A 14,401-nucleotide genomic window follows, 5' to 3' on the forward strand; every position below is an offset into this window, starting at 1 on the left:
TAAAAATATAGGGGAGAAGCAAATTTCTTTACTTCTCCCCTATTTTATGGAAATTCTTCACTTAAAACCCATCTTTTTCATCCTCAACTTTCTTTTTCTTATCGTCTTTTTTCTGGGCTTCATCTTTCGGTACATCGGCCAATTTTTTGGCATCTGTCGGTTTTTGCCCAGCAACTTTTGGTTTTTCTTTAATGCCTCTGTAAGTTTCTAAGAATGTCTTACGGAAAAGCATCGCTTCTGGGAAATCGACTGGAATTACCTGATAATCTTTGATTTTTTTCTTATCGGCTTTGGCAGTAATAGCAGCATTAAAATTATCATCCGACGAAATAAGTCCCATTTGACCATCTTTATAGCCCATGTAATACCAGTTTTCGCCTGAAAGTTCTAAGAAAATATACATTTCATCGCCCGTGATTGGGTTTTTGCGAATCTCGACATAACCATTGATTTTGGCGTTAATATCGGTTTCACCAATGTTTGAAATACCCAGTTTTCCGACACTGCGGTATGAATTATATTTCGGAGACCAAAGCAGTTTTAAATCACTGAAAACAATCGTATTGGCAAATTTCGGTGAAAATTTAAACAGCGGCACATATTCACGAGCCGATTTTGCTTTATAATCGTCAATGTCTTTATCGCCTACAAATTTGGCTATTTTCGTAATTAATTCAGTTGAATTCAATTCGACTGCTGCCTCATTTACACCTAAATCAAGGTTTGTTTTCACGATTTTCTCGGCCATATTTGTTAATAAAGGCTGGGCAATCGGGAAATTCATGAGCATCATTGTATTAAATTCGTGGTTGGCCGTATCAAGTCTAATTTTGGCGAAACCCGATGTTTGAACGTACTGTGAAACTTTATCGCTCAAAAGGTCGAATTTACCTTCTAAATTAATAATCCCTTTTTCATCCAAAATTTCATATTTATTACTTGCCAAAGCTCTTCCTTCTTCTGGAATGATACTAAAAAGCTTATTCGGTTCATCACGACGACAAACACCACTTGCTAAGAAAACGTTTTGGTCTTCGGGGAGTTCTTTCGTTGACAAGAAAGTAGGATAAAGTCCATTCGATGAGGTTGTTGTTCGGAAATGAAGTCCTGCAAAAATTGGGGAATTTCCACTTTTCAAGTTTTTATCAACCGTAATTCTAATTTCCTCCGATTTATTTCCTTTGTAAGTTATCCAATAACCACCAAGTTTAGGATATTTCTTGAGTTCGGGAATAATGTAACCATCGAGTGAGAGATTTTTGATGGGAGCAAGCATCGTGATTTCGCCCTTGTAAAGCATCTTCGGCGAAAGGAACATACTATCTCGCTCAATAACGGTTGCTCGTGCCACTGTCGAAAGCTCTTTGTTTTTACTTCTCTTGGCAGCTTCGCCATCCATCGTAATTTCACGCAACTCAAAGTTACCCATCTTGATATTGAAGGTATCCTTTTTCACGTTCACGAACTGGTAAGTAGCATCACCCGTGAATTTATTTTTCGAGACGATTTGAATATTTCCGTTAATCAAATTGTGATAGCCATTAAGCGTATCAATCGTCAGACGAGCGTTTTTGAATGGCAACATATCAGCATCTCGACGAATGGCCACTTGCCCTTTATCAGGAATAATCTTGGCATCTGCCGACTTAATGAAAGGCACACCGCCAATATTTAAAGTCATTTGGTCGATATCATAAGCTGCCAAATTTCCATTAAACGCCAAACCTTGCTGCGAAACATTGGTTGAAGTAAAGACTGTTGTTTCTACATCACCTTTCATCGAAATCTTCTTATCTTTGATATTCCACTCGGCACGGTCAACGTTAGTTTTATAAGCCGCATAAGGGAATTCGAGCGTTGAGCCAGTACTATCATTGAAGTTTCCTTGGTTGGTCGCAATATTTACAATACTATTATTTACATTGAAGTTTACATTTACATTTTTACCCAAAAGTACCGATTTGGCAGTCGTTTGGGTCGATTTTACATTAAACTGCGACCTATCCGCAATAAAACCTTCTTTATTAAACTTAAATTGGTCGGAAGCAGTCTCGGAGTCAGTACGAATCAATTTACCGAGACCAAACAAACCACCCGTACGTACAACTAACTTACCCTTGAGCGAAGAAGTACCTGTATAAAAATTGAAACCTGCTTTCGAAGCAATAATCATACTATCAACCTTCGGCATCCATTTCAAACTATAATCATTAATATCAACTTGCGGGAAATATGAGCCTTTCAATACACTTTCATTCACTTTTCCCAACTGACCAGATGCTGTAAGTGAATCAGCCATGAAGAGAATTTCTTTCGCAGTCATGCTTGCAGCAAGGTGATTAATATTTCCTTCAGAATGTAGGCCTTTTCCGTCCATTGCCAAAGCCGATGAGAAATTAACAGAAGTTTCATTACCAAAGACATTATATTTTCCATTTGGTACTTTATGCAAGAAACCGAGCGTTGTATCAGGCATGATTCTCAAAACTTCTTTGAAAGGTTTAAAGATATTTCCCGAATAGAATGTTCCATCAAACTCAATATCTTTTACGGCCAAACTATCAAAGTCGATTTTCGGAACATCGAAACGCACATCACGGCTATATTTTCGTACGCCACGAGCAGGCTCATCGAAATAAACAATTACCCCTTCGTCAATCTTTAACCTTGGATATTGTGGTAGGTAAACTTTCCCAGATTTATTGTCTGGACGATTTAGGAAAAGCGTACCGGGTTTCAAGAATTTGATATGCCCACCAATTTCTTGTCGGCCACCTTTTCGATACACTTCTTGTGGCGTGAAAGTTACAGAATCAATTTTATTGAGCGAAAGTGAGAACTTTTCATAATCAAACAATAAATCTTTTCCCGAAAAACGATAGTTTTTGGCTTTAAACTGTCCACTAAATGTGAATGTACGATTTTTGGAGACTTTAATGGTGCGGTCATAGGGTAAAACATAAATCTTGAGTGAATCGCTTAAATTAAAACGCCTTACACCCCTGATTATCAGCGACTTATCATTTAGATTTAGTGTTGCATTTGAAGTAGAATCTTTGCTGTTTCCATAAATTGATGGAATTAAAAAATCATCAAAATCTCTTTTCCCTGCAAAAGCCGAAAGATAATGCTGCCCCTTACTGGTTATCTTAAAAATATCATCAGAAGGATTATAATCAACAAAGCCTTGCTGAACAGCTACCATCAAACCACCACCGATGTTTTTCTTTGGCACTTTATTATAAGCAGCAATTTCGTCCAGCGTAAAAGTCAGTTTATTATTTTTCTGAGTAAAATTACCAACCATTAAAAGAGGGTTGAAACCCGCACTACTATTGAGAGCCGTAACCCGTTGAGCATCATAAAAATCAAATGATTCGAAAACAGCAGGTACTTGTGTACGAGCCGAAACGATATAAAAATCCATTCGCCCTTCGTTCAAATTCCAACGCATCGCATCAGATTTGATATTCATTTGGTGGTAAGTATCCGAAAACGTAGTTTCTTTGAAGCCACCCACATCAATTTTATTCAGGCGTAAAATATAGTTTTTTTGATTGTAATTAAACTTTACTGCTGGGTGATAAATAGAATCTTTTTCTATGAAAGTTACAAAGTTGGCTAACTGTGAAGTAATCAACGAATCGCTCAACTCAAAGCGAGTACTACTGGCTTTGAAAAAAAACTTTCCATCTTTTTTGACCGATATATTTGAATAGCGATTCTGAACCGAAGAAGAAAAAATCCTGCTACCTGACATCGAAAAACCGCCTCGATACTCAATATTTCGGTCGATGTTCTTGATAAAAGCATCGCTTTGATAAGACATAAATCGAGGATAGGTTGGCGGAACATTCTTATTACGTTTTTCACTTTTATATTCAAAAACTCCTCTAATCGGAGCAGTTAGGCGGTCAGTGTAAGTTAGTGTTACGTCTTCAGCAGCAAATTTTGGGTTTCTAATTTCAAAAGCAAAATCGGTCAAAACAACTGAAATTTGAGGCAGTTTGGCACTTTCAAAAGTAAAAAGCCCTCCTTTTCCGACATAAATTCCATCTTTTAGGGAAACCGTTCCGCTGGTCTTTTTTATCCAAACCGAGTCACTGGCCGTAGCCATCACAAAATCAATATCATTCAACTGAATCGAAAGCCCCCCAATGATTGGCATCGGTTTCTTGTCTGGCGTGAATGTTGATTTGGCTGAAGAAATAACCGCTTCGGGTGCAGGTGCAGTATCCCAATCATCAAAATATTTAGTTTCGGGAAGTTCAGTTGGTGTTTGAGCTGTTTGTGGATTTGTTGTTGGAGTGGTCGGTGCTGGTGCAGTAACTTCTCCTTTTTTATCTAAAAATTTTATCTCATAATTTCCACCCAAAGCATACAAACGGTTGAAGTTTGAGGCATAAAGTCGGCGTTTTTCGATGAAATCTTTCAAAATCTCCAACATTTTGGTTGAAGTCTTCAAATCATATCCATCAACAAACTTTTGGGTGATTTCTATCAAACTACTTACTTTTTCATCCGAAAACTTTTCTTGCTCAATTGCTTTGTCAAGAATCGTGAAGAAAAAATAGAATTGAGCCATTTTATGTCCACGAGTTCCCATGCTTCGGCAAGTAGCGATGAGGGCTTTTTTCTGTTCTGGACTAAAGCGAGAAGTCCAATAAGTTTCAAACTTCTTGCCCGTTGCTATCGCCACCGAGTTATTATCGGTTGCCATTACGGTCTGGATATCAGTGATAAATGTTTCTGGTTGCTCAGAAAGCCTAATTAACTGTGCTTTTGAAGAAAAAGACAGCAGACCAATTATGAGAAAGAATATGATTCTAAATTGCTTCATAGATATAAGGAAAGAAGCTGCTTTTGGGTAAAATAAAATTATTGAGAATAGATGATTCAGTTCTTAAAAACGACCGAAGCCCATTGATTCTTGCTTAGTTGAGCTACTTTTTTCAAGCCAACTGACTCTGCAACGACTTGAATATCAGCAATATCAGCTTCATAGAAACCGCTTATGATCAGAGATGCACCTTCGGCCATAAAAGTTGCATAAGCAGGAATTTGCTGCAACAGAATATTTCGATTAATATTAGCTAAGACAATTTCGTATTTATCCTGTGGTTCGTCTTCGATTGTACCCAATCTAACCGCAATTTTGCTCGTATTGTTTAAAGCAATATTCTCGATTGTATTTTCGACAGACCATTCATCAATATCAAAGGCACTTACATATTTTGCACCCAATTTTTCGGCCAAAACTGCCAAAATACCAGTTCCCGTGCCAACATCCAGCACTTTTTTATCTTGATGTGAAATAGTAAGTTGATGCTCCATGACCATCGAAGTAGTTTCGTGATGGCCAGTTCCAAACGACATTTTAGGAGTAATGATTATTTCGTAAAGATAATTGGGCTGTGGTTCGTGGAAATCGGCACGCACATAAATATCATTTCCGATTGAAATTGGTTGGAAGTTTTTTTCCCATTCTTCGTTCCAGTTTTGTTTGGCAATGTGCTTGAAAGCATAAGAAATTGGCGTTCGCTCGGCATAAATTTCGAGCATATTTTTAACAGCTAAATCTTCAAAAAGCTCTTCTTGAACATAAGCTTCTAAACCATCTTCGGTTTCGACAAAAGTTTCAAAGCCAAGTTCAGCCAGTTCGGCCATCATGATTTCATTGAAATCAAGGTCAATTTGTAAGGAAAGTTCGATGTATGACACTTTTACGGATTTTATTTGATTGTACAAGTTAAGCCGTAAAGTTCGGAATTTCTTTGCTATCAACAACAAAATTATTGCAAACAGCTTTTAAGAATTGATATTTTTGAAGGAAAAATGCCTAAACAAATAATAAGGCCAATGAAAAAGCACAAGATTTGCTATTTCATTGGCCTATACATAGTTAATAGTTATAAGACTATGTTTTGTAATATACTAAGCAATCAGATTTAATAAATAAGCACCATAACCACTCTTCACTAATGGTTTGGCGATTACTTCTAACTGTTGAGCATCAATAAAGCCCATACGGAATGCAACTTCTTCGATACAACCAACTTTTAGGCCCTGACGCTCTTCAATAACCTGAACGAATTGACCTGCTTGCATTAAAGATTGGAAAGTACCCGTATCAAGCCAAGCTGTACCACGATTCATGATGCCTACTTGAAGTTTTCCTTGTTCTAAATAGACTCTGTTAATATCTGTTATTTCGAGTTCTCCTCTTGGGGAAGGTTTAATATTTTTCGCTATTTCTACAACTTTATTATCGTAAAAATACAAACCAGGAACAGCATAATTTGATTTTGGTTTTTCTGGTTTTTCTTCAATTGAAATTGCTGTTAGATTGTCATCAAACTCTACAACACCATATCTTTCTGGGTCATGAACTTGGTAGGCAAATACAACACCACCATCAGGATTTGTACTATTTTGCAATAATTTACTCAGACCACTTCCATAGAAGATATTATCACCTAAAACTAAAGCTACGCTATCATTTCCGATAAAATCAGCACCAATGATAAATGCTTGGGCTAAACCATCTGGACTTGGCTGTTCGGCATAGCTAAAGCTACAACCAATACGAGAACCATCTCCCAATAATTTCTGAAAGTGTGGTAAATCATGTGGTGTAGAAATAATCAATATTTCCTTAATACCTGACAACATCAATATGGAAAGTGGATAATAAATCATAGGTTTATCATACACAGGCATTAATTGCTTACTAACGGCCAATGTGAGTGGGTGCAATCTTGTACCCGAACCTCCTGCTAATATTATTCCTTTCATAATGATGTTTTATATAATCTTTATTTGACTACTAATTTATAGTTTTTCTTTCTAATTAGTACAAAAATTATACCAAAAATACCACCTAAAAAAGTAGTCAGTATAACAATAACTGCTCTTTTAGGTTCACTTCTTTTATTTGGAACAACTGGCGGCTCTAAAACTTTAATTACTGGTGTTTCTTGTTGGAGCTTTAATTTGGCCTCTTCATATTTTTGCAACAAAGTATTATAAAAAGTTGAAGATATTTTATACTCCGACTCAATTCGCTCTCTTTGCAAGTCAGCAGTTTGCAATTTCATCATCGAAAGTTGATTTTGGTCGCTATATTGAGCTTTTTTAGCTTGATTATTATAATATTTTCCTTTAGCAGCATCTAACCTTTCAGCTAAGAAATCAAGATCTCTTTTAGCTTTTTCTGTACGGTAATTTGTAAGATAATTCGCCAAAAAATTCATACTATAATCAGTAATAATTGTTGCAACTAAAGGGTCTGGCAATTTTACGGTCACAGTAATTAAACCCGACTTTTTATCAATAACAGCACTGATACGCTCTCGCAAATCTTTTAAGTTTTTCTCGGTCTGATAACTTACAGCAATATACTGATTACTTGTTGGAAACTTAATTTTAGTATCTTTCTCCTCTATCTTATTATCTAATACGAAGATATCATAAAATTGACTAAAGGTCATTTCTTTGTTATCTTTAGTACGTACCTTTATTTTAAGAAGTTCTAAAAAAAAAGGAGTACTTTTCAGAACGTCTGGATATAAATCAGGGCGAATTGCATCTGAACCTCCTCCAGCAGCACTACTCAGATCAACACCTGCTAAACTTGCAAGACCCGCAAATTGGCTTAATCCACCAGCCTTAGATTGATATTCTGGCAATATTTTCCCAGTCGAAACAAACTCTTCACGAACAAATAAAGCGTAAACTATACCACCAATTGTGAATAATAAAGTTATTAAAACCACCCAAACTTTCTCTTTCCAGATTATTTTAAAAAAAGCACTAAAATCAATGCTAATTATGTCTTTTTCTTCTTCCATAATAAATCTTACAGTTGTTTTTACTATCTGGTAGCGTTAAAAATAGTGAATATCAAGGTAGCGACAGACACTACTCCAGTACTAACAGCAATACGTTCTGCTGGTGTCCAGCGGTATTTTCGCCTAACTGGTACTATGATTTCTGAACCATTTTCAATTTTAGGATATGCTTTAATAAATAAGAAACTTTTTGTGCGGTTGAGTCGTCCATTACCATATTTGACATAGGTTTTCTTAACAAAAGCACTATCTGTTGTTCCTCCAGCTAAATCAAGGTATTGTCTTAACTTTAAGCTTGATGAATATGGAACTGTCGTGGGGTTATAAACTTGTCCATTTATTGTTACTGTTTCTTTTCTACGAGGAATTTCTAAAACATCTCCTGAGTTCAAAATTAAATTATTCGGATCTTCCCTGTTTTGCATAATATTAACAAGATCAACCCCTATTACTTTTCCTGCTCTTGTGAATTTGGCACTGCCCAAATCTGCTTCGCTTTTTAATCCACCCGATTTGAGTATTAAATCTGAAATTTTCTCTGTTTTATCTTTTAAAGCATAAGGACCAGGATAAAACACTTCTCCTGAGATTAAAACATTTTTTTGCTCTTCATAACGAGGTAATAACCGTATATATACTCTATCAAAAGGTTTTAGAACTAATTGTTTACTTTCATTACCTACCAAGTTTCTATCTATATCTATGGTTTCAATCTTGATTGATTGCTCCTTAGGTACTCCAATTGTGTCTCCTTTAATTCTACGAGCAATCTCTATTTTCGAAGCAGATGCTCCGTCAGTAAAGCCACCAGCAATTGTTACTAAATCTGAAACTGTCATATTATCGGCAAATTCATAAGTTCCAGATTTATTAATAGCACCACTTATTGAGACCGTCAAACGTTCTCTTAAATCTTTAACAGCTTTAATAAATAATGTATCTTTCAACTTTAAACGAATATCTTCCGATTCTCCACTTAATATATTAGATAAATTGAGCGTTATAATTTCAGGTTCAAGATTTTCTCTCTCTCTTTTTAGTAAAACTCTTTCCTTGAAAGCATCTTGTTTTAGTCCCTCTGCACGAGCAATTAATTGTTTTACAGTTATATCCTTTTCTAACTCGTAACTACCTTCTCTATAAACTGCACCTTTGATTGTAACAATATTCTCAAAACGATTTAATATTTTACCAATCGTATAAATGTCTCCTTTTTGAGGTATAAACGTAGCTATCTCATTTTGGTCGATACTAATGATACGTTTCTCGGTTGGGGTAGCTCTTTCTAAGGATATTGTTTTTGAATAAGCTAATTCTTTTAAACCACCTGCAAAAGCCAAAACATCTTTAAATGTCTCTCCTTTTTTAACCTCAAAAATTTTAGGATTTCTTACTTCTCCCAAAATACTCACACGAGCATCAACATAAGGAATACGAATAATATCTTGGTCTTGAAGAATAATATTATCTTTTTGGTCGCCATGAAGTAATATATCATAAGCGTCTAATGTTCTAATCACTTTACCATTTCGAAAAACTTCTATATTTCTGAGTGAGCCTATTTCAGATGGTCCACCACAAGCATAAAGAACATTGAATACATTTGCGAGAGATGGTATAGTAAAAGTTCCTGGTTGAAGAGCCTCGCCAATAACGGTTACCGAAATACTTCTAATATTCCCCAGAGTTACATCAGCGTATAATCCACCGCCAGAATTATTGAGACCTGCAAAGCGACTTTTCAATCTATTAATAATTCTTTCACGGGCTTGCTCAATCGTTAGTCCGCTTACATAAATGGGGCTAAGAATATCTAATTGTACTGTTCCCTCGGGAGAAACTTTTGCTTTGTATGTTTGCACAGCAAAACCCGTGATAGAAATATTTAATTCATCACCCGTTCCTAAGATATAATTTTTCGGAGTTGGTATTCTCAAATTTGGCTCAAAAGTTATTTTCTTATTGTTAAATATATTCAAACCAAAGTATTTTTCTCGCCTAATTTGTGAGCTATCTTCTTTCGCTTTTGGCTTCGCCTCTTTGTCTATTTTTATAGTAGTAGTATCATTCAACCTTCTTTCTGTATCAGTAGTGTTTACATTGACAGCCCCTCTCTTATCAGATTGAAGTTTTGTCATTCTTTCCTTAAACTTAGTAATATCAGCCAAACCAAAACCTTTAGCTGCTGCTGCTGCCATGAGTTGTTCTTCTGTCATGCCGCTTTCTTGTGCTTGCTTCATGAACTGCTGAATTTGGTCATCAGATAGCTCATCAACATTTTGAGCAAAAACACTTGAAAACCCTAAAAGGCTAATAAAAGTAAATATAGAAAGTTTAATAATCGACTGAATGAGTTGTTTTTTTAGATTCATTTTGTAGCTGCCTATGAATAAAATGGCGTTAAATAAAACACAAAACTAAGTATTAAGTCGCAAAATTAATTAAATAAATTTTGTTTATTTATTTCTCGGCAAATGTTAATATCACCATAATATTTCAAATCTCTCATTTTTAAGCAAAAAAAGGGTAGATTTCATCTTAGAAATCTACCCTTTTTTATAATTTAAACATTCTTATGCGTTTGGAATTACTCTTTTCGCATTTGAATAACGTTTTTGTACTTCATCCCAGTCAACTACATTCCAGAAAGAATCAATATAATCAGGGCGTTTGTTTTGAAATTTCAAATAATATGCGTGTTCCCAAACATCTAAGCCTAAAACTGGAATACCTTTTTTATCGGCAACATCCATCAAAGGATTGTCTTGGTTTGGAGTTGATGTAATGAAAAGTTTTTCTTGGTCGTCAACACAAAGCCATGCCCAACCTGAACCAAAGCGACCAATTGCTGCTTTCTTGAATTCTTCTTTAAAGTTAGCCAACGAACCCCAAGTTTCGTCGATGGCTGCACCCAATGTGCTTGAAGGCTCGCCTCCACCATTTGGCGAAAGAATATTCCAGAATAAATCGTGGTTGAAATGTCCGCCACCATTGTTACGAACTGGTGCTGGATATTTACTAATATTTGCTAATAACTCTTTCAATGAAAGGCTTTCCATTTCTGTACCAGCAATTGCATTGTTGAGGTTTGTTACATAAGCTTGGTGATGACGGTCATGGTGAATTTCCATGGTTGCTTTGTCGAAGTGTGGCTCTAAAGCGTCACTTGCATACGGTAGGGGTTCGAGTGTATATGCCATTTTTGAAACAAAATTTAAAATATTAGATTATAATTTTATGCTACGCTGTTTATATCAACACTAAACCGTAAACGCTAACTTTCAATTTTATGTTCGCAAACCTTTGAAAAAATTCTTTAGAAGCATTTCGCAATCGGTTTCTAAAATGCCTTTTACAACACTCGTTTTAGGGTGAAGTATCGGCGGACTAACACGAGCAAAACCTCTTTTTGAGTCCGAAGCTCCAAAAACAATACGGTCAATTTGCGACCAATGTAATGCTCCTGCACACATCACGCACGGCTCAAGCGTTACGTAGAGCGTACAATCTTTCAAATATTTCGCTCCCAAAAACTGCGTTGCGGCCGTAATGGCTATGATTTCGGCGTGGGCAGTTACATCATTTAACTGTTCGGTTTGGTTGCTTCCTTTTCCGATAATTTTACTTCCACCAGCCACTACGATTGCTCCCACAGGTATTTCGCCAGCTTCGCCTGCTTGAATTGCTAAGTCGAGTGCTTTAGCCATAAAATATTCGTGCGAATATAAAGGATAATTTTTTACCACAATTCTTGCTTTTTCCGCAAAGATAGTTGTGTTGCGAGATATGAGAGATGAAATATGAGAAAAAACTATATTCAATCCATATTTTCCACTGAAAATCAGCTTCTTAACCAAAAATATTCGACTTAAAATGGTTGTTTTTACAGAATTTTTAGTAATTTTGCACTCCTTTTTGCAAAGGAACACTTTATTTTCAACCATTTTCAACTCGGGCAGCTCGACGAGTTGATGTACAAAGAGCTAAAAATCAACATATTATGGCAGCACAAATTGCAGATTTCGACTGGGATAAGGTCACCAAAAGAGGTATTGGCGGAGGCTACTCAGCCGACGAAAAAGCAAAATTAGAAGCACTCTACTCAGAGACGCTTGCTAATGTAACAGAAAAAGATGTAGTAATGGCAACGGTAGTGGGTATCACTGACCGTGAAGTATTGCTTAACATCGGTTTTAAATCAGACGGTTTAGTTTCGACTTCTGAATTCCGTGACCTTCCTAACCTTGCAGTAGGTGATACAGTGGAAGTTTTCATCGAAAAACAAGAAGATGCAATGGGCCAATTGGTTATCTCTCGCAAAAAAGCAAGAGTATTGACTGCTTGGAGCAACATCGAAAAATCATTTACTGAAGATGCAATTATCGACGCTTTAGTAAAACGCCGTACAAAAGGTGGTTTGATTGTAGATATTTATGGAATTGAGGCATTCTTGCCAGGTTCACAAATTGACGTGAAACCAATTCGTGACTTTGATATTTTCGTTGGTAAGAAAATGGAAGTTAAGGTTGTGAAAATCAACCATACTAACGACAACGTAGTAGTTTCACACAAAATTCTTATCGAGAAAGACCTCGAAACACAACGTCAGGTTATCCTTACTAACCTTGAGAAAGGACAAGTATTGGAAGGTGTGGTTAAAAATATCACTAACTTCGGGGTATTCATTGACCTTGGTGGCGTAGATGGTTTATTGCACATCACTGATATTTCTTGGGGCCGTATCAACCACCCGAACGAATTATTGAAACTTGACCAACGTATCAAAGTTGTAGTTTTAGACTTTGACGAAGACAAGAAACGTATTTCGTTAGGTATGAAGCAATTGGAGTCTCATCCTTGGGATTCTTTGGCTGCTGAATTATCAATCGGTTCAAGAGTTAAAGGAAAAATCGTAAACATCGCTGATTACGGTGCTTTCTTAGAATTGAAACCAGGTGTTGAAGGTTTAATCCACGTTTCAGAAATGTCATGGTCACAACACTTACGTAACCCGTCTGATTTCTTGAAAATCGGTGACGAAATCGAAGCTGTTGTATTGACTCTTGACCGTGAAGAGCGTAAAATGTCATTGGGTATCAAGCAATTGACTGAAGACCCTTGGACTAAACAAGACCTTATCAACAAGTATGCAGTGAACACAAAACACACTGGTACTGTACGTAACATGACTAACTTCGGTATTTTCTTAGAATTAGAAGAAGGTATTGATGGTTTAGTTCACGTATCTGACTTGTCTTGGACTAAGAAAATCAAACACCCATCTGACTTTGTAAAAGTTGGTGATGCTCTTGAAGTAATGGTATTAGAATTAGATGGCGAAAACCGTCGTTTAGCTCTTAGCCACAAACACTTAGAAGAAAACCCTTGGGATACATTTGAGCATATCTTCACAGTAGGTTCAGACCAAGAGTGTACAATTATCTCTAAAAATGACAAACAAGCAACACTTGAACTTCCATACGGAATCGAAGGATATGCTTTACTGAAGCACTTAGCGAAAGCTGATGGTTCGGTAGCTGAAGTTGGCGAGAAATTGACATTCCAAGTGTTGGAATTCCACAAAGAAGAGAAGAAAATCATGCTTTCTCACTCTAAAACTTGGGAAGCTCCAAAAGAAGAAGCTCCAAAAGAAGCTAAGAAAAAAGGTGGAAAAGAAGTAGCAGCATCTGCTCCTGAAGAGAAATCAACTCTTGGCGACCTTTCAGCTCTTTCTGCATTGAAAGATGCAATGGTAGAAGGCGAGAAAAAGAAACTTTCTAAGAAAAAAGATGCCGCAGCTGATGCTGAGGCAGAAGCTTAATTAGTTTCTAAGCAATAACACAAAAAAGGCTTCCCTTACGAGAAGCCTTTTTTGTTATGTCCAGTTTTAAATATTTTTTCCCTACTGCTCTACACCTTCATCTGCCAAAAATTTACCGATATTAAAATACTCACCATCAAGCAACTCTATTTCTTGATTCCAGTTTTTAGTTAGCCAATCTTGGTCTTTTGTAGCAACCATTACTTTCTGATGTTTAGTGAATATCCACAATACCTTTTCCACACCAAAATCAAGTAATTTATGAGTTTTGGTAAAAACATAACCAAAGTCTTTTTCATCAGATAAATCTATACGAATATCTATCTCAATGGCAATTTTTGGTGCAACTTCTACGTAATGGGTGTTAATTTTATCGGGAGAAAGAGTTTGTTTATCATAGATGTATATATCACCCGAAAGATTATTGTTTTTGTCAAGGTGAGTACCTATTTCATTAGTTAAAAAACGATACTTTCTGTCATCAAGTTTTGCGTATAAAACCTTGAGAAGGTAATATATAATGTAAGATTGTAAGCCACTTGCACCCATAATTTCTTCACTTGTTTTTTTATTTGCCAAAACATCTTTATAACCATCATAGTAGAACGGTTTCCCATCTATGATTTCATAAATGAGGCTTTCGGGAATGGCTTTAGCTTTATTTCGTTGCCTTGATTTTTCTGCGATTAACATACGCTTATCTGTTTATTTGTCAAAAATAACCAATAAA

Annotated in this window: 9 protein-coding genes; 1 reads left to right on the forward strand and 8 read right to left on the reverse strand. The window is 36.2% G+C overall.

Features of this window, described 5'->3' with window-relative positions; all coding sequences use genetic code 11:
• Nucleotides 1-61: 61 nt before the first annotated feature.
• The 7 genes from ABR854_RS14085 to ABR854_RS14115 all read right to left on the reverse strand — a co-directional run bounded on the left by ABR854_RS14085 (nucleotide 62) and on the right by ABR854_RS14115 (nucleotide 11,599).
• Nucleotides 62-4,840 carry a hypothetical protein gene (locus tag ABR854_RS14085; RefSeq protein WP_350266053.1) on the reverse strand — a complete coding sequence of 1,593 codons (4,779 nt, stop codon included), beginning with the start codon at nucleotides 4,838-4,840 and terminating at the stop codon, nucleotides 62-64.
• A 56-nt stretch (nucleotides 4,841-4,896) separates the two neighbouring features.
• Nucleotides 4,897-5,721: a 50S ribosomal protein L11 methyltransferase gene (prmA, locus tag ABR854_RS14090; RefSeq protein WP_350266054.1), complete on the reverse strand. Its 825-nt coding sequence runs from the start codon at nucleotides 5,719-5,721 to the stop codon at nucleotides 4,897-4,899.
• Between the two features lie 213 nt (nucleotides 5,722-5,934).
• Nucleotides 5,935-6,795 (reverse strand): glucose-1-phosphate thymidylyltransferase RfbA, encoded by an 861-nt coding sequence (gene rfbA, locus ABR854_RS14095; RefSeq protein WP_350266055.1) that lies wholly within the window; start codon nucleotides 6,793-6,795, stop codon nucleotides 5,935-5,937.
• 20 nt (nucleotides 6,796-6,815) lie between these two features.
• The gene (locus ABR854_RS14100) at nucleotides 6,816-7,850 is read right to left on the reverse strand and encodes a Wzz/FepE/Etk N-terminal domain-containing protein (RefSeq protein ID WP_350266056.1); all 1,035 of its coding nucleotides are present in this window, start codon (nucleotides 7,848-7,850) and stop codon (nucleotides 6,816-6,818) included.
• A gap of 23 nt (nucleotides 7,851-7,873) precedes the next feature.
• Nucleotides 7,874-10,222 (reverse strand): SLBB domain-containing protein, encoded by a 2,349-nt coding sequence (locus ABR854_RS14105; protein WP_350266057.1) that lies wholly within the window; start codon nucleotides 10,220-10,222, stop codon nucleotides 7,874-7,876.
• A gap of 201 nt (nucleotides 10,223-10,423) precedes the next feature.
• Entirely contained in the window at nucleotides 10,424-11,050 is a 627-nt protein-coding gene (locus ABR854_RS14110; protein WP_350266058.1) for a superoxide dismutase, read from the reverse strand.
• Nucleotides 11,051-11,137: 87 nt separating this feature from the next.
• Nucleotides 11,138-11,599: a nucleoside deaminase gene (locus ABR854_RS14115; RefSeq protein WP_350266290.1), complete on the reverse strand. Its 462-nt coding sequence runs from the start codon at nucleotides 11,597-11,599 to the stop codon at nucleotides 11,138-11,140.
• A 251-nt stretch (nucleotides 11,600-11,850) separates the two neighbouring features.
• Here ABR854_RS14115 and rpsA point away from each other — a divergent pair, with 251 nt between their 5' ends.
• A complete protein-coding gene (gene rpsA, locus ABR854_RS14120) occupies nucleotides 11,851-13,671 on the forward strand; it encodes a 30S ribosomal protein S1 (protein WP_350266059.1) in 1,821 nt (606 codons plus the stop codon).
• 81 nt (nucleotides 13,672-13,752) lie between these two features.
• Here rpsA and ABR854_RS14125 read toward each other — a convergent pair whose 3' ends face one another.
• A complete protein-coding gene (locus ABR854_RS14125; protein WP_350266060.1) occupies nucleotides 13,753-14,364 on the reverse strand; it encodes a Uma2 family endonuclease in 612 nt (203 codons plus the stop codon).
• Nucleotides 14,365-14,401: the final 37 nt, after the last annotated feature.

The sequence above is a fragment of the Emticicia sp. W12TSBA100-4 genome, from assembly GCF_040253585.1.
Lineage (GTDB): Bacteria > Bacteroidota > Bacteroidia > Cytophagales > Spirosomataceae > Emticicia.

Bases quoted from the DNA above. Each gene is read 5' to 3' on its own strand.
- ABR854_RS14085 (WP_350266053.1), bottom strand. From the start codon at position 4,840: ATGAAGCAATTTAGAATCATATTCTTTCTCATAATTGGTCTGCTGTCT.
- rfbA (WP_350266055.1), bottom strand. From the start codon at position 6,795: ATGAAAGGAATAATATTAGCAGGAGGTTCGGGTACAAGATTGCACCCA.
- ABR854_RS14100 (WP_350266056.1), bottom strand. From the start codon at position 7,850: ATGGAAGAAGAAAAAGACATAATTAGCATTGATTTTAGTGCTTTTTTT.
- ABR854_RS14105 (WP_350266057.1), bottom strand. From the start codon at position 10,222: ATGAATCTAAAAAAACAACTCATTCAGTCGATTATTAAACTTTCTATA.
- ABR854_RS14110 (WP_350266058.1), bottom strand. From the start codon at position 11,050: ATGGCATATACACTCGAACCCCTACCGTATGCAAGTGACGCTTTAGAG.
- rpsA (WP_350266059.1), top strand. From the start codon at position 11,851: ATGGCAGCACAAATTGCAGATTTCGACTGGGATAAGGTCACCAAAAGA.
- ABR854_RS14125 (WP_350266060.1), bottom strand. From the start codon at position 14,364: ATGTTAATCGCAGAAAAATCAAGGCAACGAAATAAAGCTAAAGCCATT.